Raw genomic sequence first — 21924 nt, 5'->3', positions numbered from 1 at the left:
GCGTGCTCCTCAGTTCTCGTACGTGCTCTCGGCAGCCAGCTCCGCGGCCTTGCGGGCGGCAGCATCCATGGTCTCTACGACGGTGACCAGCGGATGGTCGTACTCGGCGAGGATGGCGCGTCCCACCTCGACGGAATTGCCGTCCAGACGCACCACCAGCGGTTTGGAGGCGCGCTCCCCCAGTTCGGTGAGGGCGGCGACGATGCCATTGGCCACCTCATTGCAGGCCGTGATGCCACCGAAGACGTTCACGAAGACGCTCTTCACCTGCGCGTCGGACAGGATGACGTCCAGTCCGTCGGCCATCACCTTGGCGCTGGCGCCGCCGCCGATGTCCAGGAAGTTGGCCGGCCGCGGGCTGCCGGGCAGGTCCTCACCGGCCGCGGCGACGACGTCGAGGGTGCTCATCACCAGGCCTGCGCCATTGCCGATCACACCCACCTGCCCGTCGAGTTTGACGTAGTTGAGGCCCTTCTCCTTGGCGCGGGTCTCCAACGGATCGTCGGCCTCCACGTCGGCCAGCGCCTCGCGCTCCGGATGCCGGAAGGCGGCGTTCTCATCGAGGCTGATCTTGCCGTCGAGCGCCAGGATCTGCCCGTCGCCGGTCTTGACCAAGGGGTTCACCTCGACGAGCGTGGCGTCCTCATCGCGATACACGGCCCACAGGCTCTTCAGTACCGGGGCAATCCGCACGGCGTCGCGCACCCCGAAACCCGCCGCCTGCAGGATCTCGCCCGCCTTGTCGTCGTCGATGCCCACCAGCGGATCGACGCAGACCTTCGCCAGGGCCTCGGGGCGCTCCTCGGCCAGCTGTTCGATGTCCATGCCACCCTCACGGGAGCACATGGCCAGGTAGGTGCGTTCGGCACGGTCCAGCAGCAGCGAGAAGTAGTACTCCTGGTCAATGTCGGCCCCCTCGGCCACCATCACGCGCCGGACCACGTGGCCGTTGATGCCCAGACCCAGGATCTGCTCGGCCGCGGTGGCCGCCTCGTCCGGACTCCTGACCACCTTCACACCGCCGGCCTTGCCCCGGCCGCCGGTCTTCACCTGCGCCTTGACGACGACGGTTCCACCGAAGTCCTGGGCGATCTCGCGCGCCCGGTCCGGGGACTCGGCCACCCTGCCGCGCAGCACGGGGACACCATGCTGTTCGAACAGGTCGCGTGCCTGGTACTCGTAGAGATCCACATTGACTCCACTGCTCTGGGGCGCCTGGCGCCCACGGCGACTGACTCGCGTCACACTAACAAAATGTGATGAAAGTCACACCCCTTCGCGGGGTCCGCGCCGAAACTGGGGACCACAGCGGTACGCGGAGGAAATTTGAACGAACCACCTGCACCCAGACCCTCGTCCGGGAGGTCAGCACACCGCCAGACCCGTCGCCGCCACCGCTCGTTCCGCCCAGCGGATTGCGTTCCAGTTCCCGGAACATCGCACATCGCGGCCTCACCGCGCATGGACAGACTCTCCGCAATTGTCTGCGAGCCAGTCCTTGGCCCAACTCAACGGAGAGACCATGACAAGCAGCATCCCCGCGACGGCGGACCACCGGGAGCGCAACCGCGCCGTCCTGTCCAGTTTCCTCGGCAGCACCGTCGAGTACTACGACTTCCTGCTCTACGCCGCGGCGTCGGGCCTGGTCTTCCCCAAGCTCTTCTTCTCCAACCTCTCCCCCGAACTGGGAGTGACGCTGAGCTTCGTCATCCTGCTGATCGGCTACATCGCCCGCCCCGTGGGCTCGATGGCCTTCGGTCACTTCGGTGACAAGTTCGGCCGCAAGAACGTCCTGATCATCACCCTGATGACGATGGGTGTGGTGTCGGTGGCCATCGGTCTGATGCCCTCGGCCCAGAAGATCGGTGTCGCGGCACCCATCCTGATGGTGGTGCTGCGGACGCTGCAGGGCCTCGCCGTCGGCGGCGAGTGGGCCGGCACCACCCTGATGGCCATGGAGCACTCCACGGAGAGGAACAAGGGCTTCGGCGCCTCGCTGGCCGTCGCCGGCGGCCCGACGGGAGCCGTGCTGTCCACCCTCGTGCTGGCCATCTTCGCCGGCGTGGCCGGCGAGCAGTTCGCCAATCCACACGGCCGCTACTTCCTGGACGACTGGGGCTGGCGCGTGCCCTTCCTGTTCAGTGCCGGCATCGTGGTCCTGGGTCTGTTCCTGCGCTCCCGCGTCACGGAGTCCCCCGAGTTCGAGGCCGCCCGCAGGCGCGGGGACGTGCACACCGGCGTCCCGCTGGTGAAGATGTTCCGCGACGCCCCCAAGGAACTCGTGCTGGGTTCGCTCGCCGGTGCCGCCGGCCTCTTCCTGCAGGGCATCGGCGCCACCTTCCTGGTGCCCTTCGTGGTGAAGACGACGGCCGCCGCCGGCGACCCGATCAGCCGCTCGCAGGCCCTGATGATGAACACCGCCGGTTCGGTGATCGCCATCTTCATGATCCCCTTCGTCGCCTGGCTCAGCGACCGCTACGGACGGCGCCCGACGATGATGGCCGGAGGCGTGGTCTCGGTGATCGGCATGTGGCTGTGCTTCAACCTGATCCAGAGCACCGACCACATGCTCATCTGGCTCGGCTTCGTCGCCCTCGTCGGCCTGGTGCAGCCCGCCCAGTACCGCCCGATCGGCGCCTTCCTCAGCGAGAAGTTCGACCCGGACCACCGCTACACCGGCGCCGGGATGACCTTCCAGATGGCCTCCATCATCGGCGCCGGCACCGCTCCCCTGGTGGCCGGGCGTCTGGTCAACCCGCAGGTGGGCCTGACCAACCTCGCGATCTACGGCACGGTGCTCTTCCTGACACCACCGTCGCGATCTTCCTGTCGAAGGAGACCGCTCGACGCCAGACGCACCAGGAGCGCTTCATCGAGGAGGCAGTCTTCGAGGCCTGAGCCAGATGCCCGGGCCAGATGCCCGGGCCGGGAGAGTCTGGGGCTCCCGGCCCGGGGCGCTGTCAGGCCTTGATCACCATGCGGGGCTTCTTCGCGGGGTCCAGCCAGGCGATGGTGCGGTTCAGCTCGCGTCGGTTGGTCAGCCCGATGCAGCCGCCGGTTGCCGTCGACGAGTAGTGCAGGAAGATGCCCGACCCGGAACCGGCGCCGTGGCGGACGGGCCGGTCGTAGTTGTGGCCGATCACCGCGGCCTGCCGGTAGAGGCCGCAGTCGCGGTAGCGGGACAGGTCCTCACCGATCCCGCGGCCGGACAGGGTGCTGTTCTCACGCCAACGGTTGTAGTCCTTCAGCCGCGGATTGTTCACCCACACGGAGCGGGCGGTGATCCGGCGGTAGGCAATCCGCGTACCCGGATTGCCCTCACCGAAGGCGTACTTGATGGCGAAGTTGCCGGCGGGCGTCGTGTTGGTGTTCTGGCGACGCCGGGCCGCGGGAACCACGCCCCCGCTCCCGAAGCGGGCGGTGCTGGCCGCACTGACCTTCACCCAGCAGCCCTTGCTGATCCCGCGCCACTCATAGCGCGCCCAGGTGCCGCGGGAACCGAAGGTACGGTCGGCCACCATCACCTGCTGGGAGGTGGTGAAGTGCACCGAGGTGCCGGGCGCGTGGGCGGGGCACGAGGCCGCCGTGGCCGTCGGGCTCTGCGCGGCCAAGACGGGGACTGCAAGGGATAGGCAGAGGAGGGCGACGGGGCTTCGCATGGTTCTTCTCCGGGATCGGGGGGCTCATGGAACCGGCGGGGGCCGGCAGACCGAACCCTAGGGCGCAGCGGCCGCTCGTCGGGCGTGCGCCACGCCTGCCAGACTGGAAGCGTGAGCGAGACCTTCTACGACGCCGTCGGTGGCCACGAGACCTTCCAGCGGCTGGTGCACCGCTTCTACGAGCAGGTGGCGGGCGACCCCGAATTCCGCAAGCTCTACCCCGAAGAGGACCTGGGCCCGGCCGAGGACCGGCTGCGCACCTTCCTGGAGCAGTACTGGGGAGGCCCGAAGACCTACCAGGAGAACCGTGGCCACCCACGCCTGCGAATGCGCCACAACGTCTTTCGGATCACCCCCGCCGAGCGCGACACCTGGCTGCGCTACATGCTGACCAGCCTCGACGAACTGGAGCTCGACGCCGAGCACGACGCCGCCCTCCGCGACTACCTGACCCGCGCCGCCAACTCGCTGGTCAACACGCTGGCCTGAGCACCGATGGGCGAACTGCTCACCGAACTGGTGCTGCGCGCCGCGGAGCTGATTCCTCCGGGTGAGGTGGCTTCCTATGGAGACCTCGCCGGCATTGTGGGGACGGGGCCACGGCAGGTGGGCGCCGTGATGGCGCGCGACGGTTCATCGGTCTGCTGGTGGCGGGTCACCAATGCCTCCGGGGAGCTGCCCGCCCACCTCGTCGACGAGGCCCGCGAGCACTGGCAGCGCGAGGGGATCACCGGCAAGGCCAACGGCCGGGGCTGCCGGATCACCGCCCACCGGACGGACCTCCTCGCCCTGACCGACGCGTGGCGGGAGGCGACGGCGAACCTCCGCTGACTATTCGACGTGTGCAGTCGACCCCGCACGTCGGGCCGACACAGGAACCCGCTGCAGCGCATGCCCCTGCGGGTCGGGGGTGCGCAGTGGACTGTGCACGTCGTCGTGACAGCCGGCCCTCGACAAGCTCGGGCGAGGGAACGGGGCTCGGGCCACGGAAGCAGCCTCAGGCGCGGCTCATCCGCAGCGACTCCCACGGGTCGACGGCCGACTGGTAACCGGTGCCCGATGGGCGCACCTCGAAGTGCAGGTGCGGCCCGTCCTGCTGCTCACAGCCATTCGTTCCGCTGCGCCCCAACAGGTCACCCGGCTGCACCCGCTGGCCGTCGGCCACCGCCAACTCGCCGAGATGGCCGATCACGTGGTCCCGGCCGTCGGAGCGCACCAGCAGGCGCTTGCTGCCGTAGGAGGCGCCCATCGTCGACGGCCTGACATGGACTGTGCCCGCCACCCCGGAACGCACGGGGGTTCCCTCGGGCATGTCGACGTCGACGCCGTGATGCACGTGCGAGTCATACCAGGGCGCCACCGTGCGCCCGTAGGAGAGCATCACCGGATGCGTTCCCCCGAACCACGGCGAGGTGAAACACCCCTCCTGGGAGGCCTCGCCGTTCAGGTAGAAGCGGCGGTTGCCGCGCCAGTACTCGGAGCTGACCGTGCACTTCGACGGATCCAGGGCGGCGCCGAAGGAGGTGCGCACCACCCTGCCCGAGGGGCTGGGCGCGGAACTCCTCGTCGGGGAGTCCGACGCGGAGGGGATGGGCAACGCGGAGGGGATGGGCGACGCGGACGGTGTGGACGACGCGGTCGTGACCGACGGGGTGGAGGAAGGAACCGGCGTACTCGTCCGGCTCGGCTCCGGGTCCTGGGGCGCTTGGGGTGTCTCGGGAGCGCAGGCCGTGGCTCCCAGCACCACAAGCGCGAGGGCAATTCGAGTGCTTGCGGACATCGTCGTCCTCCTTCGACGGGAGGCCCCTCGACAGGCTCGGGGACCGGGGTTGGGGCTCGGGGACGGGTGGAGTTCAGGGGATCAGGGTGTGGGCGGGGGCCCCGGAGAAGTTCTCCGGGGCTTCTGGAATCTGATGGTGTGCTGACCAAGCGGCCAGCACGCGTCATCAGCCGATGCTCAGCGTCTTCAGCGGTTGTCCAGCAGCCCGACGAGGTAGTCGCCGTAGCCGGACTTGGCCAGCTTCTCCCCGCGCTCGCGCAGCTCGTCGTCGCTGAGGAAGCCCAGACGCCAGGCGGCCTCCTCCGGGCAACCTACCTGCAGGCCCTGACGGGCCTGGATGGTGCGCACGAAGTTGCCGGCGTCATTGAGCGAGTCGAAGGTTCCGGTGTCCAGCCATGCGGTGCCGCGGGGCAGCACCTCCACCTGCAGCTTCTCCCGCTCCAGGTAGACGCGGTTCACGTCGGTGATCTCGTACTCGCCACGGGCCGAGGGCTCGAGGCTCTTGGCGATCTCCACCACGTCCTCGTCGTAGAAGTAGAGGCCGGGAACGGCGTAGTGGCTCTTGGGCTGCTTGGGCTTCTCCTCCAGCGAGAGGGCCTTGCCGTTCTCGTCGAACTCGACGACGCCGTAGGCCTCGGGCTCTGCGACGTAGTAGGCGAAGACGGCGGCACCGTCGATGTTCTCGAAGCGCTTCAGCTGGGTACCCAGACCGGAGCCGTAGAAGATGTTGTCACCCAGCACCAGGCAGACCTTCTCCCCCTTGGCGAAGTCCTCACCAATGGTGAAGGCCTGCGCCAACCCCTTGGGCTCGGGCTGGACGGCGTAGCTGATGTTGACGCCGAACTGCGAACCGTCGCCCAGCAGGCGCTTGAAGCCGTCGGCCTCGTGCGGCGTGGTGATGACCAGAATGTCCCTGATGCCCGCAAAGATCAGCGTGGACAAGGGGTAGTAGATCATCGGCTTGTCGTAGACGGGCACCAGCTGCTTGCTGTTGGCCATCGTGATGGGATGGAGTCGTGTCCCGGACCCCCCGGCGAGAATGATTCCGTGCATGCCCCCAGTCTGGCATCTTTGCTGTCCACGCAGCCCTTGGAAGTCAAGCCGACTCACGGGCCCCGCACAGGTTCGTCTGGCTAGGCTGAGGCCATGTCCAAGATTCTTGTCACCGGTGGAGCGGGGTTCATCGGCAGCAACTTCGTGCACCACCTGCTGGCCAACTCCGACCACACCGTCACCGTAATCGACGCCATGACCTACGCAGGTAACCGTGCCTCCCTGGACGGCCTGCCCTCCGGCCGCTTCGAGCTGGTGGAGGCAGACATTTGCGACGAACCGCTCGTCGACAAGCTGGTTGCCGACAGCGACATCGTCGTGCACTTCGCCGCAGAATCCCACAACGACAACTCGCTCAACGACCCGTCGCCCTTCATCAAGACCAACCTGATCGGCACCTACACGCTGCTGGAGGCGGTGCGCAAGCACGGCAAGCGCTACCACCACGTCAGCACCGACGAGGTCTACGGCGATCTTGAGCTGGATGATCCGGCCAAGTTCACCGAGAACACTCCGTACAACCCGTCGAGCCCCTACAGCTCCACCAAGGCCGGTTCGGACCTGCTGGTGCGCGCCTGGGTGCGTTCCTTTGGCATCACCGCGACGCTGAGCAACTGCTCCAACAACTACGGCCCGCGCCAGCACATCGAGAAGTTCATCCCGCGCCAGATCACCAATGTGATCTGCGGTATCCGTCCCAAGCTCTACGGCGCCGGCGAGAACGTGCGCGACTGGATCCACGTCGACGACCACAACTCGGCCGTGCTGGAGATCATCAACTCCGGCCGCAATGGCGAGACCTACCTGATCGGCGCCAACGGCGAGAAGAACAACCTCGAGGTCATCAAGCTCATCCTCAAGATGATGGGCAAGGACGAGATGGACTTCGACCACGTCAACGACCGCCCGGGCCACGACATGCGTTACGCCATCGACAACACCAAGTTGGTCGACGAGCTGGGCTGGCAGCCGCAGTACAAGGACTTCGAGAGCGGCCTGCAGGCCACCATCGACTGGTACAAGGAGAACGAGGCCTGGTGGCGCCCCATGAAGGAGGCCACCGAGGCCAAGTACGCGAAGGCTGGTCAGTGATGGCCTCGACAGGCTCGGCCACCGAATTGGCAGTCACCACCACCCCGATCCCGGGAATGCTCGTCCTGACGCTCCCGATGCCCGGTGACAACCGGGGCTGGTTCAAGGAGAACTGGCAGCGGGAGAAGATGCTCAAGCTGGGCCTGCGTGACTTCGGCCCGGTGCAGAACAACATGAGCTTCAACACCGCCAAGGGTGCGACGCGTGGGCTGCACGCCGAGCCGTGGGACAAGTACGTGTCCCTGGCGACGGGCCGCATCATGGGCGCGTGGGTGGACCTGCGCGAGGGTGACTCCTTCGGCGCGAAGTTCTCCATCGAGATGGGCCCGGAGACGGCGGTCTTCGTGCCGCGCGGCGTGGCCAATGGCTACCAGGCGCTGGAGGACGGCACCGCCTACACCTACCTGGTCAACGACCACTGGAGCCCCGAGGCCCGCAGCCAGTACACCTACCTCAACCTGGCCGACGAGACCGCCGCCATCGCATGGCCGATCCCGCTGGACCAGGCCGAGATCAGCGACGCGGACAAGAAGCACCCGCGGTTGGCCGACGTCACCCCGATGAAGCCAGCCCGCACCGTGGTCATCGGCGCCAAGGGGCAGTTGGGCCAGTCCCTGATGGAGCTGCTCCCCGAGGCGAGCGGCCTCACCCGCGAGGAGCTCGACGTCACGGACCGGGAGGCCGTGCAGGCCTTCAACTGGAATGGCGTGGGCACCATCATCAACGCCGCCGCCTACACCGCGGTCGACGTCGCAGAGACCGACGAGGGTCGCAAGGACTGCTGGGCCGCCAATGTGCACGCCGTGCAGAACCTGGTGGAGGTGGCCCGCGAGCGTCGCATCCGTCTGGTGCACGTCTCGTCGGACTACGTCTTCGACGGCACCGAACAGGAGCACGACGAGGACGAGGCCTTCAGCCCGCTGGGCGTCTACGGCCAGACCAAGGCCGCCGGTGACGCGCTGGTGGCCACCCTGCCGCGGCACTTCATCGTGCGGACCAGCTGGGTGATCGGTGGCGGCAAGAACTTCGTCGGCATCATGGCGGACCTGGCGAACAAGGGCGTCAAGCCCACCGTCGTCGCCGACCAGTACGGCCGCCTGACCTTCACGCAGGACCTGGCCGCCGGCATCGTGCACCTGCTGGACTCCGAGGCCGCCCCGGGCACCTACAACCTCACCAACACCGGTGAAGTGCAGTCCTGGGCGGACATCGCCAAGCAGGTCTTCGAGATGTGCGGCAAGTCCGCCGAGGGCGTGACCCCGGTCACCACCGAGGAGTACGCCGCCGGCAAGAAGATCAGCCCCCGCCCGACGCACAGCGCGTTGAAGCTGGACAAGATCGTCGCCGCCGGCTTCACCCCGGCCCCGGCCGAGCAGCGCCTCCAGGAACTGCTGGGCTGAGCCCCCTGCCCGACAGAGCCGCTCGGGTTCGTGCGGTCCGCTCGTGTTGCAACACACGCGGATCACACGAACCCGAGCGGCTTTTCGGTGGCCTCCGCCAGTGGGCGCAACGGCCGCTCCTCCCGTGGTCGGAGACCGTCGAGACTCAACCAAGACTCGAAGCTGTGCGGATGTCTGGGCACTGCCCGGTAGGATCGGACGAGCCAGAGTTCGTGTGGCAAGACCAGACGTGTGATGCGTGGACCAACCGAAGGAGGGCAGATGGGACTGTTCGATCGTTTCGAGAACAAGATCGAGGGTGCCGTCAATGGTGTGTTCGCGCGCGCCTTCAAGGGCGACGTGCAGCCGGTGGAGATCGCGGCCAGGCTGCAGCGGGAACTGGATGCCGAGGCCAAGCTGCTCAGCCGGGACAAGCGTCTGGTGCCCAACGAGTTCACCGTGCAGCTCAGCCAGCACGACTACGACCGGCTCGTCCCCTACTCCAAGACGCTGACCAGCGAGATCGTGCCCGAACTGCGTGAGCACGCCGCGGAACGCCACTACGTCTTCAACGGCCCCATCTCCATCGCCTACGAGCTGGCCCCGAACCTACCCACCGGCCGCTTCACGGTGCTCAGCGCCGCCGTCGCCGGCATCCAGCAGGCCGACGGACCGGCGTCCACGACGATGATCCGCCGCTCCACACTGGTGCTGGAGGTCAACGGCGTGCGCCACCCGCTCAACGCCCCCGGCCTGCTGATCGGCCGTGGGTCCGAGGCGGACCTGCGTATCAACGATCCCGGCGTCTCCCGTCGCCACGCACAGATCCACGTGCGCGGCACCGGCGACGACATCGCCATCAGCATCGAGGACCTGGGCAGCACCAATGGCATCATCGTCAACGGCGCCAAGGTCCGCGAGGCCCAGTTGGACGACGGATCCCGGATCGAGATCGGCTCCACCCGGATGCTGGTGCACTCCCCCGTGGGGGCCTGACCTTGGAATTCCTCGTGGCCGCAGTACGGGTTGGCTTCCTTGCACTGATCTGGGTCTTCATCGCCCTGGCAGCGGGTGTGATCCGCACCGACATCTTCGGCGAACGCCTGGAGACCGACAAGCCCAGCCCGCAGCGTCGGGGACTTCGTCGCCGCAGGGAGGACAAGAAGTCGCAGGCCGTAGAACTGCCCCCCGTCGCCACCCGCCTGGTGCTCACCGAGGGACGCGGCCAAGGCGCCGTCTACCCGCTCGACGGGGTGATGGGGCTGGGCCGCGCGCACAACTCCACCGTGCGGATCGACGACGACTTCTCCAGCTCCCGCCACGCCGTGCTGCGTCCGGAGCACGACGGAAGCTGGCTGGTGGAAGACCTGAACAGCACCAATGGCACCTATGTCAACGCCGTCAAGATCACCCAGCCCACCCGGGTCGGCCCGGGCGACCTGATCCGCATCGGGCGCACCCAGCTCAGGCTGGAGCCCTGACATGACCTTCTCGCTCGACTTCCGCGCCCATTCCGAGGTTGGCCTGGTGCGCCGCAACAACCAGGACTCCGGGTACGCCTCGCCCTCCATGCTCGTCGTCGCCGACGGGATGGGCGGTGCCGCCGCCGGTGACCTGGCCTCCACCGTCGCCATCAGGGAGATCCTCAAGGCCGACGGCCCCCACTCCATCGAGGACACCGACGAGTTGCTGGCCGGTGCGCTGAGCCGCGCCAACCACACACTGGCAGACCTGGTGCAGGCCGATCCGGCGCTCGACGGGATGGGGACCACCGTCTGTGGCGCCCTGTTCACCGGCGCCGAGCTCGGCATGCTGCACATCGGTGACTCGCGCGCCTACCTGCTGCGTGGTGGTGTGCTGCACCGCCTCACCCACGACCACTCCTGGGTCCAGTCGCTGGTGGACGAGGGCAAGATCAGCCTCACCGAGGCGGCCGTCCACCCGCACCGTTCGCTGCTGCTGAAGGTGCTCAATGGCCAGCCCAACCACGAGCCGGACCTCGACCGCGTCGACCTGATGCTCGACGACCGCCTGCTCTTCTGCTCCGACGGCCTGTGCGGCTTCGTGCCGGACACCACCATCCGTCAGATCATCGTCGAGACCCCCGACCTGGACGAGGCAATGGCCAAGCTGGTGGCCGCCGCGCACCGCGCCGGCGGCGCCGACAACATCACGGTGCTGCTCGCCGACGTCGTGCCGCACGACGTCGCCCTGGACGCCCGCGAAGGCGTCATCGTGGGTGCCGCCATCGACGGCGAGATCCCCGAGCTCGTGGAACACACGCTGACGGGCATCCCCGTCCTGGCGCCCGAGGACATCCGGCCCGAACCCCAGGCCACCGGTGAACGAGCCCTCGAGGATGCCGAGGCGCCGCTGCTGCTGGACGCCGAAAAGTCCCGTTACGCCCCCAAGGGTGGCCGCCGCGGCCCCCTGCTCACCGCCCTGGTGCTGACCGCCGCGATCGCACTGGTCCTCGGCGGCGGGGGCTATGGCGCGTGGCGCTACAGCCGCACCCAGTTCTTCGTCGGGGAACAGGACGAGCAGGTGGCGATCTTCCGCGGCCTGCCAGGCAGTGTGCTCGGCCTGCAGCTCGGTGAGGTCGCCGAACAGTCCGACGTGTTCGTCGACGACCTGCCGCCCTACTTCCAGCAGAAGGTGCGCACCACCATCCCCGTCGCCGGTCTGGATGCCGCGCACACGACCGTCACACAGCTGCGCACCCGCGCCGACGCGTGCATCGCCAAGCGCAAGGCCTCCGGAGGCAAGACGCCCACGCCCGCTGCCTCTCGCCCTGCACCGGCCGGCTCCCCCACCGTGGCCGCCACCCCCGGCCAGACCCCGCTCGTCGGGCCGAGCAGCTCGGCCTCGCCCGGTGGGGCGGTGACCACCCCAACCCCCAGCAGCAGCGCGTCCACGGCCTCCGAGCCCGGTGCCATGGAGGAGTGCTGATGAGCAACGTCACAACCGCGGCACCCGCGGACGGAGACCTGTTCGTCTACCGTCGACGCCGCAATGTCGAGCTCTTCATGGATCTGTTCGCGCTGGCCATCGGCCTCGCCGGCTGGCTGCTGGTGGAGATCAACCTGTTCGGACGGCTGCCCGCCAACCTGCCGCTGCTGGCCGCCGGCTGGTTCGGTGTCGGGATCGCCGCGCACCTCGTCGTGCGCTGGCGGCTGCCCTACGCCGACCCCCTGCTCCTGCCCTGCGTCCTGCTGCTCAACGGACTGGGCCTGGCCATGATCCACCGGATCGACCAGGTGCCGCTGCCGGAGAAGCCGGCCCTGCACCGTGCCGACACCCAGATGATGTGGACCGTCCTGGGGATCGTCCTGTTCGTCGTGGTCGTCAGCTGGCTGCGTGACCACCGACGTCTGCAGCGCTTCCCCTACCTGCTCTTCCTGACCGGCCTGGTCCTCCTGCTGCTGCCCCTTGTCCCCGGACTCGGCACCAGCCAGGGGATGGGTGCCCAGATCTGGATCACCATCGGCCCGTACAGCTTCCAGCCCGCGGAGATCGCCAAGATCGTGCTGGCCATCGCCTTCGCCGGTTACCTCACGGACCACCGGGAGGTGCTCGCCCTGGCCGGGCGACGTGTGCTGGGCATCGACTTCCCGCGCCTGCGGGACCTGGGCCCCATCATCATCATGTGGCTGGCGAGCCTGGCCATCCTGGTCTTCCAGAACGACCTGGGCAGCTCGATGCTCTTCTTCGGCCTGTTCGTCGTCATGCTCTACGTCGCGACGGAGAAGCCTGGCTGGCCCATCCTCGGTCTGGTGATGATCGGCCTGGGCGGCACCCTGGCCTACCACTTCGCCGGCCACGTCAAGGTGCGCTTCGACTCCTGGCTGCGTCCCTTCGAGAACTACGAGCAGAACACCCAGGTGATCAGCGCCCAGTTCGGCCTGGCCTGGGGAGGCCTCACCGGCCGCGGTTGGGGACTGGGCCGTCCCGCCCTGACCACCTTCTCCTACAGCGACATGATCGCCACCTCGCTGGGTGAGGAGATCGGCATCGTCGGCCTGATGGGCATCATCATGGTCTACAGCATCATCGTCGCCCGCAGCCTGCGCGCCGCCCTCGCCTCGCACGAGCCCTTCGGCAAGCTGCTGGCCTGCGGCCTCGGTTTCGTCTTCGCGCTGCAGGTCTTCGCCATCATCGGCGGCGTCACCCGCGTGCTGCCGCTGACCGGCCTGACGACGCCCTTCATGAGCCAGGGCGGTTCGGCCATGATCTCCAACTGGGTGATCGTCGGGATCCTGCTGGTGGTCAGTCACCAGGCCCGTCGCCCCGGCCCCACCGAACTGCCCAGCACCGACGCCAGCTTCGAGAACGAGGACACCCTGCCCATCCCCGTGGTCCGCGCCGACTCCCCGCGAGGTGACGCATGAGCAGCATGAACCACCCGATCCGTCGGGTTGCCCTGGTGGCGGCGATGATGTTCTTCGCCCTGCTGGCCAACCTCAGCTACTCGGCCGTCTTCCGCGATGCCTCGCTGGATGCCGACGCGCGCAACCGTCGCACCCGGGACGCAGAGTTCGCCATGGAACGCGGTGCGATCCTCGTCGGCAGCACCCCGATTGCCCAGACCAAGGCGTCCAAGGGCCGTTTCAACTACACCCGGGAATACTCCGAGGGCCCCCTCTACGCGGCGGCGACGGGCTACTACTCCTATGACTTCGCGCGGGCCGGGCTCGAGTCCAGCTACAACACGCAGTTGTCCGGCACCGACGACTCGCAGGCCTTCGGCCGGCTGATGGACACGGTCACGGGCAAGAAGCCGGCCGGCGCCAGCCTGCAGACCACCCTCGATGCCAAGGCGCAGCGCGCCGCCAGCCAGGCCCTGGGCACCCGCAAGGGCGCCGTGGTGGCCATCGACTACCGCACCGGGGCGGTCAAGGCCCTGGTCAGCAAGCCCAGCTATGACCCCAACGAGTTGGCCACCACGGACCTCGCGGCGGCCCAGCAGGCGTGGAGGAAGCTGAATGCGGACCCCGGACGCCCGCTGGTGAACCGCGCCACCAAGGAGACCTATCCCCCCGGCTCCACCTTCAAGCTGGTCACTGCCGCCGCGGCGCTGGAGGACGGCCGCACCGCTGATTCCACCGTCGCCTCACCGGCGTCGATGACCCTGCCGCAGACCTCCACGAAGCTCAGCAATGAGGTGGACTGTGGGGGCGCCACCTCCACCATCGACCATGCCCTGCAGGTCTCCTGCAACACCGCCTTCGCCAACCTCGGCATGGAACTGGGTGCCGACAAGGTGCGCGAGCAGGCCGAGAAGTTCGGTTTCGACAGCTCCCTGGAGGGTGACCTGAACCCGGCCACCAGCCGCTTCCCGGCCAGCCCGGACAAGCCGCAGACGGCGATGAGCGCCATCGGCCAGTTCGACGTCGCCGCCACCCCGCTGCAGATGGCCGTCGTGGCCGCCGGCATCGCCAATGACGGGCAGGTGATGCAGCCCTACCTGGTGCAGGAGGTGCGCAATCCGGACCTGTCGGTGCTGACCAGCAATGACGCGCGAGAGCTGGAGCGCGCCATGGACACCGACAATGCCCGCGCGCTCAAGCAGATGATGGTCAACGTGGTCACCAATGGCACCGGCACCGCCGCCCGGGTCGGGGGCATCACCGTCGGCGGCAAGACCGGCACCGCGCAGTGGGACCTGAAGAAGAACCCCTATGCCTGGTTCGTCGGCTTCGCCGAGGAGCCGCACGTGGCCATTGCCGTCTTCATCGAGGACGCGCAGGTCTCCCGCAGCGACATCGCCGGTGGCCGACTGGCCGGCCCGGTCTTCGCCGCCGTCGTGGAGTCCATGCGATGAATCTCCTTGTCACGCCACTTTCACAGGCTACTCTGACAATGCTCTCATGCTCCTGCCAGACTCACTCGGCACAATGGACGGCGCCTGACCATGACGCCCGTCAAGTCGCCCGGTCGAAAGGATCCCAGCGATGACCCAGCCAGACACGATCCTCGGCGGGCGGTACAAGCTCGACGAGGTGATCGGCCGAGGTGGCATGGCCGAGGTCTGGCGCGCCGTCGACGTGCGCCTGGGCCGCGAGGTGGCGGTCAAGCGGCTTCGCGTCGACCTGGCGACGGACCCCACCTTCCAGGCCCGCTTCCGCCGCGAGGCCCAGTCCGCGGCCGGGTTGAACCACCCCAACATCGTCTCCACCTATGACACCGGCGAGGAGCCCGACGAGAAGACCGGGATCGCCGTCCCGTGGATCGTGATGGAGCTCGTCGAGGGCCATACCCTGCGGGACCTGCTGCGCTCCGACGACCCGATCCCGCCGGAGAAGGCCTTCGAGTGGACCCAGGGGGTGCTCGACGCCCTGGGCACCAGCCACCGGGCCGGCATCATCCACCGTGACATCAAGCCCGCCAATGTGATGCTGACCCCCAGCGGCCGGGTCAAGGTGATGGACTTCGGCATTGCGCGCGCCGTCGCGGACACCTCGGCGACGATGACGCAGACGGCGGCCGTGATCGGCACCGCACAGTACCTCTCCCCCGAGCAGGCCCGCGGCGAGACCGTGGACAACCGCTCGGACATCTACTCGGCCGGCTGCCTGCTCTACGAGCTGTTGTGCGGCCGCCCGCCCTTCGTCGGCGACTCACCGGTCAGCGTCGCCTACCAGCACGTCCGCGAGGCCCCGGTGCCACCGTCGACGCTGGACCCCAAGCTCACGCCACAGATGGACGCCATCGTGCTGAAGTCCCTGGCCAAGGACCCCGCGCAGCGCTACCAGGACGCCCGGGAGATGCGCGACGACATCGCACGGCTGCTGGCCGGCCAGCAGGTGCAGGCCGCGGTGCCCGCTGCCCCCGTCGCGCCGACGGCAGTGACGACTCCGCTCGACCAGTCCTCGGGGGCCACCACGGTGGTGGCCGCCAGCGCCTCCAGCGCCAGCCCGGCCGGGGTGGGGACGCTGACAGGCGAGCAGGACGCCATCATGGACGAGGAGCCCAAGAAGCGTTCCCCCATTGCCTGGATCCTGGCCCTGCTGCTCGCGGCCCTGCTGGCCATCGGCGGGATCAGCGCCTACGTCTACCTGAGGCCCACCAGCAATGCGGACATGGCCACCGTGCCCACCGTCATCGGCCAGACCGAGCAGGGCGCCAGCGCGCAGCTGACCACGGCGGGCTTCCGGGTGGAGACCACCCACACCTATGGCGAGGAGGACACCGTCAACCAGGTGGTGGACCAGAACCCGCTGGCCGGCAAGGAGGCCCCGAAGGGTTCGGCGGTGACCATCACGATCAATGACGGCCCCAAGACCAACAAGATCCCCACCAACATCGTCGGCATGACCACCGACGACGCCCGCAGGGCGCTGGTGGAGGCCGGCTTCGTCACCAAGAACATCACCACCGAGAAGGCTCGCCCGGATCAGGAGAAGGAACACCTGGACTTCAAGGCCGGGCAGGTGGTGACCTCGAATCCTGCGCCGGGAGCCGACGTGGTTCCTGCCACCCAGAAGGTGGTCCTATCGCTTGCCACCGGTAAGTCAGTGGTGCCAAATCTCGTGGGGATGACTTGGGACGACGCCCAGAAGACTGCGCAGGAATCTGGCTTCACACTCACCCAAGACCCTCCTTCGTCTGATCCCAAGGCGACTGTCAAGAGTCAGTGGCCCAGGGCCAACGGCCGCGAAGAAGCTGTCCGCGCCGATGGAATCAATGTCACGATGAACACGGCGCAGCCCGTCGCGCCCCCGACCCCGGCCTCGGCCACGCCCACCACCGAGACTCCCTCGGCACAACCGTCGGCCACCGAGACCCAGACCACCGACGAGGTGGACGTGCCCAAGGTCACCAACAAGCCCCGGGATGCCGCCATCAGCGAGTTGAAGGCGGCCGGCTTCCACGTCATCACCACCCCCGCCGAGGTGACGGACCAGGCGATGGTCGGCACCGTCGTGGACCAGAGCCCCGCCGGCGGCAAGGCCGCCAAGGGTTCCACCGTGACGATCGGCGTGGGGCAGGCAGCGGCCACCCCGTCGCCGGCGCCCTCCAGTGAGCAGTCCAGCGCCGCCCCCTCGAAGCCGGCCTGACCCCTCGACGGGCTCGGGAACCGAGGTGGTCAGCCCAGGTTCATCAGGGGGCTGAGGCCAGTGGCGCGGGCCGGAGCCTCGTGGTCGCCGCACTCGACGAGCCAGCGAGCCAGCATCTGGTGCCCGCCCTGTGTCAGCACACTCTCCGGATGGAACTGCACACTCTCCACCGGGTGTTCGCGGTGCCGCACGCCCATGATGACGTCGCTGGCGGTGCGGGCAGTCACCTCCAGGCAGTCCGGCAGGGTCTCGGGCACGATCGCCAGTGAGTGGTACCGGGTGCAGGTGATGGGGCTCGGCAGGTCCGCGAAGACGCCACCCTGGTCATGGAAGACCTCACTCACCTTCCCGTGCAGCAGCTCCGGGGCACGCCCCACGGTGCCGCCGAGGGCCACCGCCATGGCCTGCAGACCCAGACAGACCCCGAAGATGGGAAGCCGCCCGGTCAGGCCCCGCACCACGTCGATGCACACCCCCGCTTCCTCCGGTGTGCCGGGGCCGGGTGAGAGCAGGACTCCGTCGAAGCCATCGGCCCACTCGTCGGTGAACTCCCCGTCGACGAAGAAGCGCGCGTCGTCATTGCGCCAGACCTCCACGTCGGCACCGATCTGCGCCAGGTACTGCACGATGTTGTAGACGAAGCTGTCGTAGTTGTCGATCACCAGGATGCGGGCCATGCGCCCCATTCTGGCGGACGCAGGACGGGCCGACGCACCGCGTTCAGCGTTCGACGCTCGCCTTCTCCAGGGCCAGCGAGCCCGTGTAGCCCGGCATCCGCACCTGCGCCAGACGCTCCTGCTTCCATCCCAGCCGGTATGCGTCGACGTACTCCTTGTAGACGGCCACCTCCTTGCTGGTGGCCAGCGCCGCCTCCAGCCGTGCCGGGTCCCCGATGGCGGTGATCACATAGGGCGGGGCATAGGGCACACCCCGCAGCACGACGGTATTGCCGACACACTTGATGCCGGTCAGGCTGGTCACGCGCTGCCCCTGGATGGTCATGGCCTCCGCTCCGGCAGCCCACAGGACATTGACCACCATCTGGATGTCCTGTTGGTGCACCACGAGCAGGTCCTCGTCGATGCCCATCGGCTTCACGCTGAGGGGGGCATCGGTGAGCGTCACCCGCATCGCGGGGCCCTTGACCGGGGTGAGGCCCGCCTCCTTGTTGGCCTGCTCCAGTGCGCGACGTCCGGTGGCGTCCTCACCGCCGGTGCTGACGCCCAGGGCATCCACCTGGTTGCGCTGTGCCTCCACCTTGCGCTGCAGCTCCAGGTTGGCCTCGGCCTGGCTGCGCACCAGGCCCACGAGGTCCTGGTTGCGGTCCGGGCGCAGGTCCGTCCCGCCACTGGTCCGGGCGCTGATGGCCATCATCGCCCCCGCGAGCACCACCACCAGGAGCGACGCGAAGCGTGCGGTGGCAGAGACCGGGCGGTTTCGCTGGTGCAGCGAGGCGACGTGCACCCGGCGCAGGACACGCCGAGCCAGGCCTTGGCGGGGCAGGCTGCGGCGGGGTTCCACCTTGCCTCCTGGGTGAGGTCGACGGGTGTTCGGGGGAAGTCTCAACTAGGCTACCCGCGTGAGGGCGGCACGCTGCCGCCCAACACCACGTCCATGCCACCCAACCAGGAGAAGGTCTTGCCCGAGTCGAAGGTCCGAAAGGCTGCCGCCACCAAGCACAAGGTGGAATCCAAGCAGGAGATCGCCGCCAAGCGTCGTGACCGTGAACGCCACACGGCCACCCGCAGCACCGCGTGGGTGCCGTATGCCTTCATCACCACGGGTCTGCTGGGCGTCGCCTGGCTGGTGGTCTTCTACATCGCCGGGGACATGGTGCCGGGCATGCGTGCGCTCGGCAACTGGAATGTCCTGGTGGGGATGGGCCTGATGATGTCGGCCTTCGGCATCGCCACCATGTGGAAGTAACCACACGGGCTCGGAGTGTCTGCCGATTCGGAACAGATGCAGATCGACCCCTCAACGCAATACGTGCGTTGGGGGGTCGATCTGCATCTGTGGCGAGTGTCAGCCCAGCGGCTTCAGCAGCGGGAAGAGGATCGTCTCGCGGATACCCGCGTCGGTGAACAGCATCACCAGGCGGTCGATGCCCAGGCCAAGGCCACCCATGGGCGGGCAGCCGAATTCCAGGGCATTGAGGAAGTCCTCGTCGAGCTGCATCGCCTCGGGATCGCCCGCGGCGGCCGCCAGCGACTGCTTGGTCAGCACGTCGCGCTGGACGACGGGATCCACCAGCTCGCTGAAGCCGGTGCCGCGCTCCATGCCGCCGATGATCAGGTCCCAGGCCTCCACCAGGCCGGGCTCGCTGCGGTGCGGACGCGCCAGCGGCTGGGCGATGGCCGGGTAGTCGCAGACGAAGGTGGGGTTGAGCAGAGTCGGCTCGACGACCTCACCGAAGAGCTCCATCGCCAACTTGCCGGGGGCCCACTTCGGGTCGTGGTCGATCTCGCGCTCCTCAAGCAGCTCGATGAGTCGCTCGGCGGAGGTGTCGATGGTGATGGCCTCCCCCATCGCCTCGGACAGCCCCGGGTAGAAGCTGAGCCACGTCCACTCGCCGTCGAGGTCGATGGTGCCCTTGTCGGTCTCGATCTGGTGGATGCCGGTGGCCTCGGCGGCCGCCATCACGACGTCCTTGATGACGTCGGCGATGGTGAACTGGTCGCCCCAGCTCATGTAGGCCTCGAGCATGGTGAACTCCGCCGAGTGCGAGGAGTCGATGCCCTCATTGCGGAAGATGCGGCCCATCTCGTAGACGCGGTCCGCGCCGCCCACCATCGCCCGCTTGAGGTAGAGCTCCAGCGCGATGCGCAGGGTCATGTCGATGTCGAAGGCATTGAGGTGGGTGTTGAAGGGTCGTGCCGCGGCACCACCGTGGACCAGCTGCAGCGTCGGGGTCTCGATCTCCAGGAAGCCCTGGCCGTCAAGCGTGCGACGAATCGCCTGGTAGATGGCGGCGCGGGTGCGCACCATGTCCCGGGCCTCCTGGCGCACGACCAGGTCCGCATAGCGCTGGCGGACGCGGGCCTCCTCGGAGAGTTCCTTGTGCAGCGTCGGGAGCGGGCGGAGCGCCTTGGAGGCCATCCGCCACTCGGCGGCCATCACGGACAACTCACCGCGCTTGGAGCAGATCACGCGGCCACGCACCCAGACGAAGTCGCCCAGGTCCACGTCGGCCTTCCATGCCGTCAGGGCCTCCTCGCCCACCTCGGCGAGGCTCAGCATCACCTGCAGCCGCTCACCAGAATCGGCATGGGTGAAGCCGTCCTGCAGCGTGGCGAAGGCCAGCTTGCCGGTGTTGCGGATGAACACGACGCGGCCACCGATGGTCACCTCGTCGGTGGTCTCCTCACCGGCGGTCAGGTGCCCCCAGGTGGCGCGGACCGTTGTCAGGGTGTGGCTGCGACGAAGATCGGCGGGGTAGGCCTGCTTGCCCGCCTCCAGGATGCGCTCGCGCTTGTCGCGCCGAACCTGCATCTGCTCGGAAACAGAGGGCCCCTCGACGGCGGGGGCAGCGGACTGGTCTTGGCTCTTCTGACTCACCGTCACAGCCTATCGTGAGCATTGCGGTCATTCAGCGGCCAGCGAATCCGCGTGACGGGGAGCACCACGAGCTCCTACGGTGGAGACTCCAAAGTACCGGCAGCAGGGACCAGGAGACAGTGATGAGCGAGAACAACCGCTTCGCGCCAGACGCAGATCAGGACCCGGACCGCGTCGAGCCCATCGACGCCCAGCCCACCGGCGATGACGTGGCCCCGGACCCCATCGAGGCCGTCGGCGAACCTGTGCAGGATGACTCGCAGGCAGACCGTCTGCGTGAGGCGCAGGTGACCCGCGACGCCCGTGAGAGCGCGGATCACTTCGGCCGTGAGGACCCGGACAACCGAATGGCCCACAAGGACGACACGGTGGTGACCCGGAACCAGGGCGTGACCACCGAGGGCGCTCCCCAGGACGTCGCCAGTCTGGATGCACAGGCGGCTGCCGCGCGTGAGGCCGCGGACCGCGGGGAGGGCAATGCCCGCAGCCTGATCGACAACGCGCAGAATGACCCCTACGACAAGTAGGGTCTCTCGACAAGCACACGTGGGGTGTGCGGAGCCGGACGGGGCGGTGCCGTGGGGGCGCCGCCCCGTTTCCCTGCCCACCCGCGCTTCCCGCTCACAGCTCCACGGCGATCCCCGCCTCGTCGACGCGCCAGGCCACCTCTGACAGGTCACGCACCCGGGCGTCGGCGTCGAGCTGGTCCGGCGGGGTGCTGGTCATCACCGCGAGGGTGGCCATCCCCGCGGCACGGGCAGCTGCCAGCCCCGCGGCGGCATCCTCCACCACCAGGCACCGGGTGGGGTCGGCGCCCAGCCCGTGGGCCGCGGCCAGGAAGACGTCCGGAGCCGGCTTGCCATGCTCGACGTCGTCGGCGCTGACCAGGACCGGGGGGCAGTCCAGGCCTGCCGCGGCGAGCCGGGCGCGAGCCACGGCGGCGGTGCCGCTGGTGCCCACCGCGACGCGTTCGGGAGGCAGCGCCGCGAGAGACTCTGCTGCGCCGGGCAGGGCGGTGATGCCCTCAGTGATGGTGGTCTCCAACTCCTCGATCCGCCGCAGGCCCTCCGCGACGCGCTCCTCGGGCAGGCAGAGCCGGATGATGGCCTCACTGGTCCAGCCGTGCCAGCTGCGTGAGGTGTCGGGTTCGACGTCGTACTCCGCCATCCACCGCCCCCAGACCTCGCCGAGGGTGCGGGCGGAGTCGACGAGGGTCTGGTCCACGTCGAAGATGACGGCGTCGAAGTGCCGTCCCTGCAGGGAATCGCTGGCCATGTCCCCATCCTGACACGAGCCCAGCGGCCCTCTTCGGCCTTCCCGGCGCCGTCAGGGTCTCAGCGGGCAGG

21 protein-coding genes are annotated in these 21924 nt (G+C 68.3%); 13 read left to right on the top strand and 8 right to left on the bottom strand.

The window, feature by feature from the left end:
- Positions 1–9 precede the first annotated feature (9 nt).
- Positions 10–1191, bottom strand: a complete 1182-nt coding sequence (sucC, locus tag EDD41_RS11935; protein ID WP_123576052.1) for an ADP-forming succinate--CoA ligase subunit beta — start codon at positions 1189–1191, stop codon at positions 10–12.
- Positions 1192–1522: 331 nt separating this feature from the next.
- On the opposite strand from sucC, the gene EDD41_RS11930 reads away from it, so the two are divergent.
- Positions 1523–2971, top strand: coding sequence for an MFS transporter (locus EDD41_RS11930; protein WP_123576051.1), 1449 nt, complete (start codon positions 1523–1525; stop codon positions 2969–2971).
- Here the strand turns inward: EDD41_RS11930 and EDD41_RS11925 are convergent.
- Positions 2961–3611, bottom strand: coding sequence for a L,D-transpeptidase family protein (locus tag EDD41_RS11925; protein ID WP_148060548.1), 651 nt, complete (start codon positions 3609–3611; stop codon positions 2961–2963). The genes EDD41_RS11930 and EDD41_RS11925 overlap by 11 nt on opposite strands.
- Positions 3612–3770: 159 nt before the next feature.
- Here EDD41_RS11925 and EDD41_RS11920 point away from each other — a divergent pair, with 159 nt between their 5' ends.
- Both EDD41_RS11920 and EDD41_RS11915 read left to right on the top strand, forming a co-directional pair.
- Entirely contained in the window at positions 3771–4148 is a 378-nt protein-coding gene (locus tag EDD41_RS11920; protein WP_170165361.1) for a globin, read from the top strand.
- A gap of 6 nt (positions 4149–4154) precedes the next feature.
- Positions 4155–4490 carry an MGMT family protein gene (locus tag EDD41_RS11915; protein WP_123576048.1) on the top strand — a complete coding sequence of 112 codons (336 nt, stop codon included), beginning with the start codon at positions 4155–4157 and terminating at the stop codon, positions 4488–4490.
- A gap of 166 nt (positions 4491–4656) precedes the next feature.
- Here EDD41_RS11915 and EDD41_RS11910 read toward each other — a convergent pair whose 3' ends face one another.
- Together EDD41_RS11910 and rfbA are read right to left on the bottom strand one after the other, a co-directional pair.
- On the bottom strand, positions 4657–5439 hold the full coding sequence (locus EDD41_RS11910) for a peptidoglycan DD-metalloendopeptidase family protein (protein WP_123576047.1): 783 nt from the start codon (positions 5437–5439) through the stop codon (positions 4657–4659).
- A gap of 186 nt (positions 5440–5625) precedes the next feature.
- Positions 5626–6492 (bottom strand): glucose-1-phosphate thymidylyltransferase RfbA, encoded by an 867-nt coding sequence (rfbA, locus tag EDD41_RS11905; protein WP_123576046.1) that lies wholly within the window; start codon positions 6490–6492, stop codon positions 5626–5628.
- A gap of 93 nt (positions 6493–6585) precedes the next feature.
- Here rfbA and rfbB point away from each other — a divergent pair, with 93 nt between their 5' ends.
- The 8 genes from rfbB (at position 6586) to pknB (ending at position 17020) form a co-directional block, all read left to right on the top strand.
- Positions 6586–7584: a dTDP-glucose 4,6-dehydratase gene (rfbB, locus tag EDD41_RS11900; protein ID WP_123576045.1), complete on the top strand. Its 999-nt coding sequence runs from the start codon at positions 6586–6588 to the stop codon at positions 7582–7584.
- The gene (locus EDD41_RS11895) at positions 7584–8984 is read left to right on the top strand and encodes a sugar nucleotide-binding protein (protein ID WP_123576044.1); all 1401 of its coding nucleotides are present in this window, start codon (positions 7584–7586) and stop codon (positions 8982–8984) included. The genes rfbB and EDD41_RS11895 overlap by 1 nt, the downstream gene beginning before the upstream one ends.
- Before the next feature lie 261 nt (positions 8985–9245).
- Positions 9246–9959: an FHA domain-containing protein gene (locus EDD41_RS11890; RefSeq protein WP_094765078.1), complete on the top strand. Its 714-nt coding sequence runs from the start codon at positions 9246–9248 to the stop codon at positions 9957–9959.
- A 14-nt stretch (positions 9960–9973) separates the two neighbouring features.
- Complete coding sequence (locus EDD41_RS11885; protein ID WP_094765077.1) at positions 9974–10444, top strand: FHA domain-containing protein FhaB/FipA; 471 nt, start codon at positions 9974–9976, stop codon at positions 10442–10444.
- 1 nt (position 10445) lies between these two features.
- Entirely contained in the window at positions 10446–11912 is a 1467-nt protein-coding gene (locus EDD41_RS11880; RefSeq protein WP_123576043.1) for a PP2C family protein-serine/threonine phosphatase, read from the top strand.
- Positions 11912–13351 carry an FtsW/RodA/SpoVE family cell cycle protein gene (locus tag EDD41_RS11875; protein WP_123576042.1) on the top strand — a complete coding sequence of 480 codons (1440 nt, stop codon included), beginning with the start codon at positions 11912–11914 and terminating at the stop codon, positions 13349–13351. Before EDD41_RS11880 ends, EDD41_RS11875 begins: the two co-directional genes overlap by 1 nt.
- A gap of 5 nt (positions 13352–13356) precedes the next feature.
- Positions 13357–14784, top strand: coding sequence for a peptidoglycan D,D-transpeptidase FtsI family protein (locus EDD41_RS11870; RefSeq protein ID WP_094765075.1), 1428 nt, complete (start codon positions 13357–13359; stop codon positions 14782–14784).
- Between the two features lie 130 nt (positions 14785–14914).
- The gene (pknB, locus tag EDD41_RS11865; protein ID WP_123576041.1) at positions 14915–17020 is read left to right on the top strand and encodes a Stk1 family PASTA domain-containing Ser/Thr kinase; all 2106 of its coding nucleotides are present in this window, start codon (positions 14915–14917) and stop codon (positions 17018–17020) included.
- 29 nt (positions 17021–17049) lie between these two features.
- Here pknB and EDD41_RS11860 read toward each other — a convergent pair whose 3' ends face one another.
- Both EDD41_RS11860 and EDD41_RS11855 read right to left on the bottom strand, forming a co-directional pair.
- Complete coding sequence (locus tag EDD41_RS11860; RefSeq protein WP_211336649.1) at positions 17050–17697, bottom strand: aminodeoxychorismate/anthranilate synthase component II; 648 nt, start codon at positions 17695–17697, stop codon at positions 17050–17052.
- 43 nt (positions 17698–17740) lie between these two features.
- A complete protein-coding gene (locus tag EDD41_RS11855) occupies positions 17741–18541 on the bottom strand; it encodes a DUF881 domain-containing protein (RefSeq protein ID WP_245995639.1) in 801 nt (266 codons plus the stop codon).
- A gap of 93 nt (positions 18542–18634) precedes the next feature.
- Here EDD41_RS11855 and EDD41_RS11850 point away from each other — a divergent pair, with 93 nt between their 5' ends.
- Positions 18635–18946 (top strand): cell division protein CrgA, encoded by a 312-nt coding sequence (locus EDD41_RS11850; RefSeq protein ID WP_245995638.1) that lies wholly within the window; start codon positions 18635–18637, stop codon positions 18944–18946.
- A 99-nt stretch (positions 18947–19045) separates the two neighbouring features.
- Here the strand turns inward: EDD41_RS11850 and lysS are convergent, their stop codons facing one another.
- Positions 19046–20512 carry a lysine--tRNA ligase gene (gene lysS, locus EDD41_RS11845; protein ID WP_123577075.1) on the bottom strand — a complete coding sequence of 489 codons (1467 nt, stop codon included), beginning with the start codon at positions 20510–20512 and terminating at the stop codon, positions 19046–19048.
- Between the two features lie 188 nt (positions 20513–20700).
- Between lysS and EDD41_RS11840 the strand changes: the two genes are divergently transcribed.
- Positions 20701–21105 carry a hypothetical protein gene (locus tag EDD41_RS11840; protein ID WP_094765072.1) on the top strand — a complete coding sequence of 135 codons (405 nt, stop codon included), beginning with the start codon at positions 20701–20703 and terminating at the stop codon, positions 21103–21105.
- A 94-nt stretch (positions 21106–21199) separates the two neighbouring features.
- Here EDD41_RS11840 and EDD41_RS11835 read toward each other — a convergent pair whose 3' ends face one another.
- Positions 21200–21853, bottom strand: coding sequence for an HAD-IA family hydrolase (locus EDD41_RS11835; protein ID WP_123576039.1), 654 nt, complete (start codon positions 21851–21853; stop codon positions 21200–21202).
- Positions 21854–21924 lie beyond the last annotated feature (71 nt).

Origin of the sequence: Luteococcus japonicus (assembly GCF_003752415.1) — a bacterium.
GTDB lineage: Bacteria > Actinomycetota > Actinomycetes > Propionibacteriales > Propionibacteriaceae > Luteococcus > Luteococcus japonicus.
The sequence above is the reverse complement of the archived record's forward strand: the minus strand, read 5'-3'. Positions and strand labels throughout refer to the sequence as shown.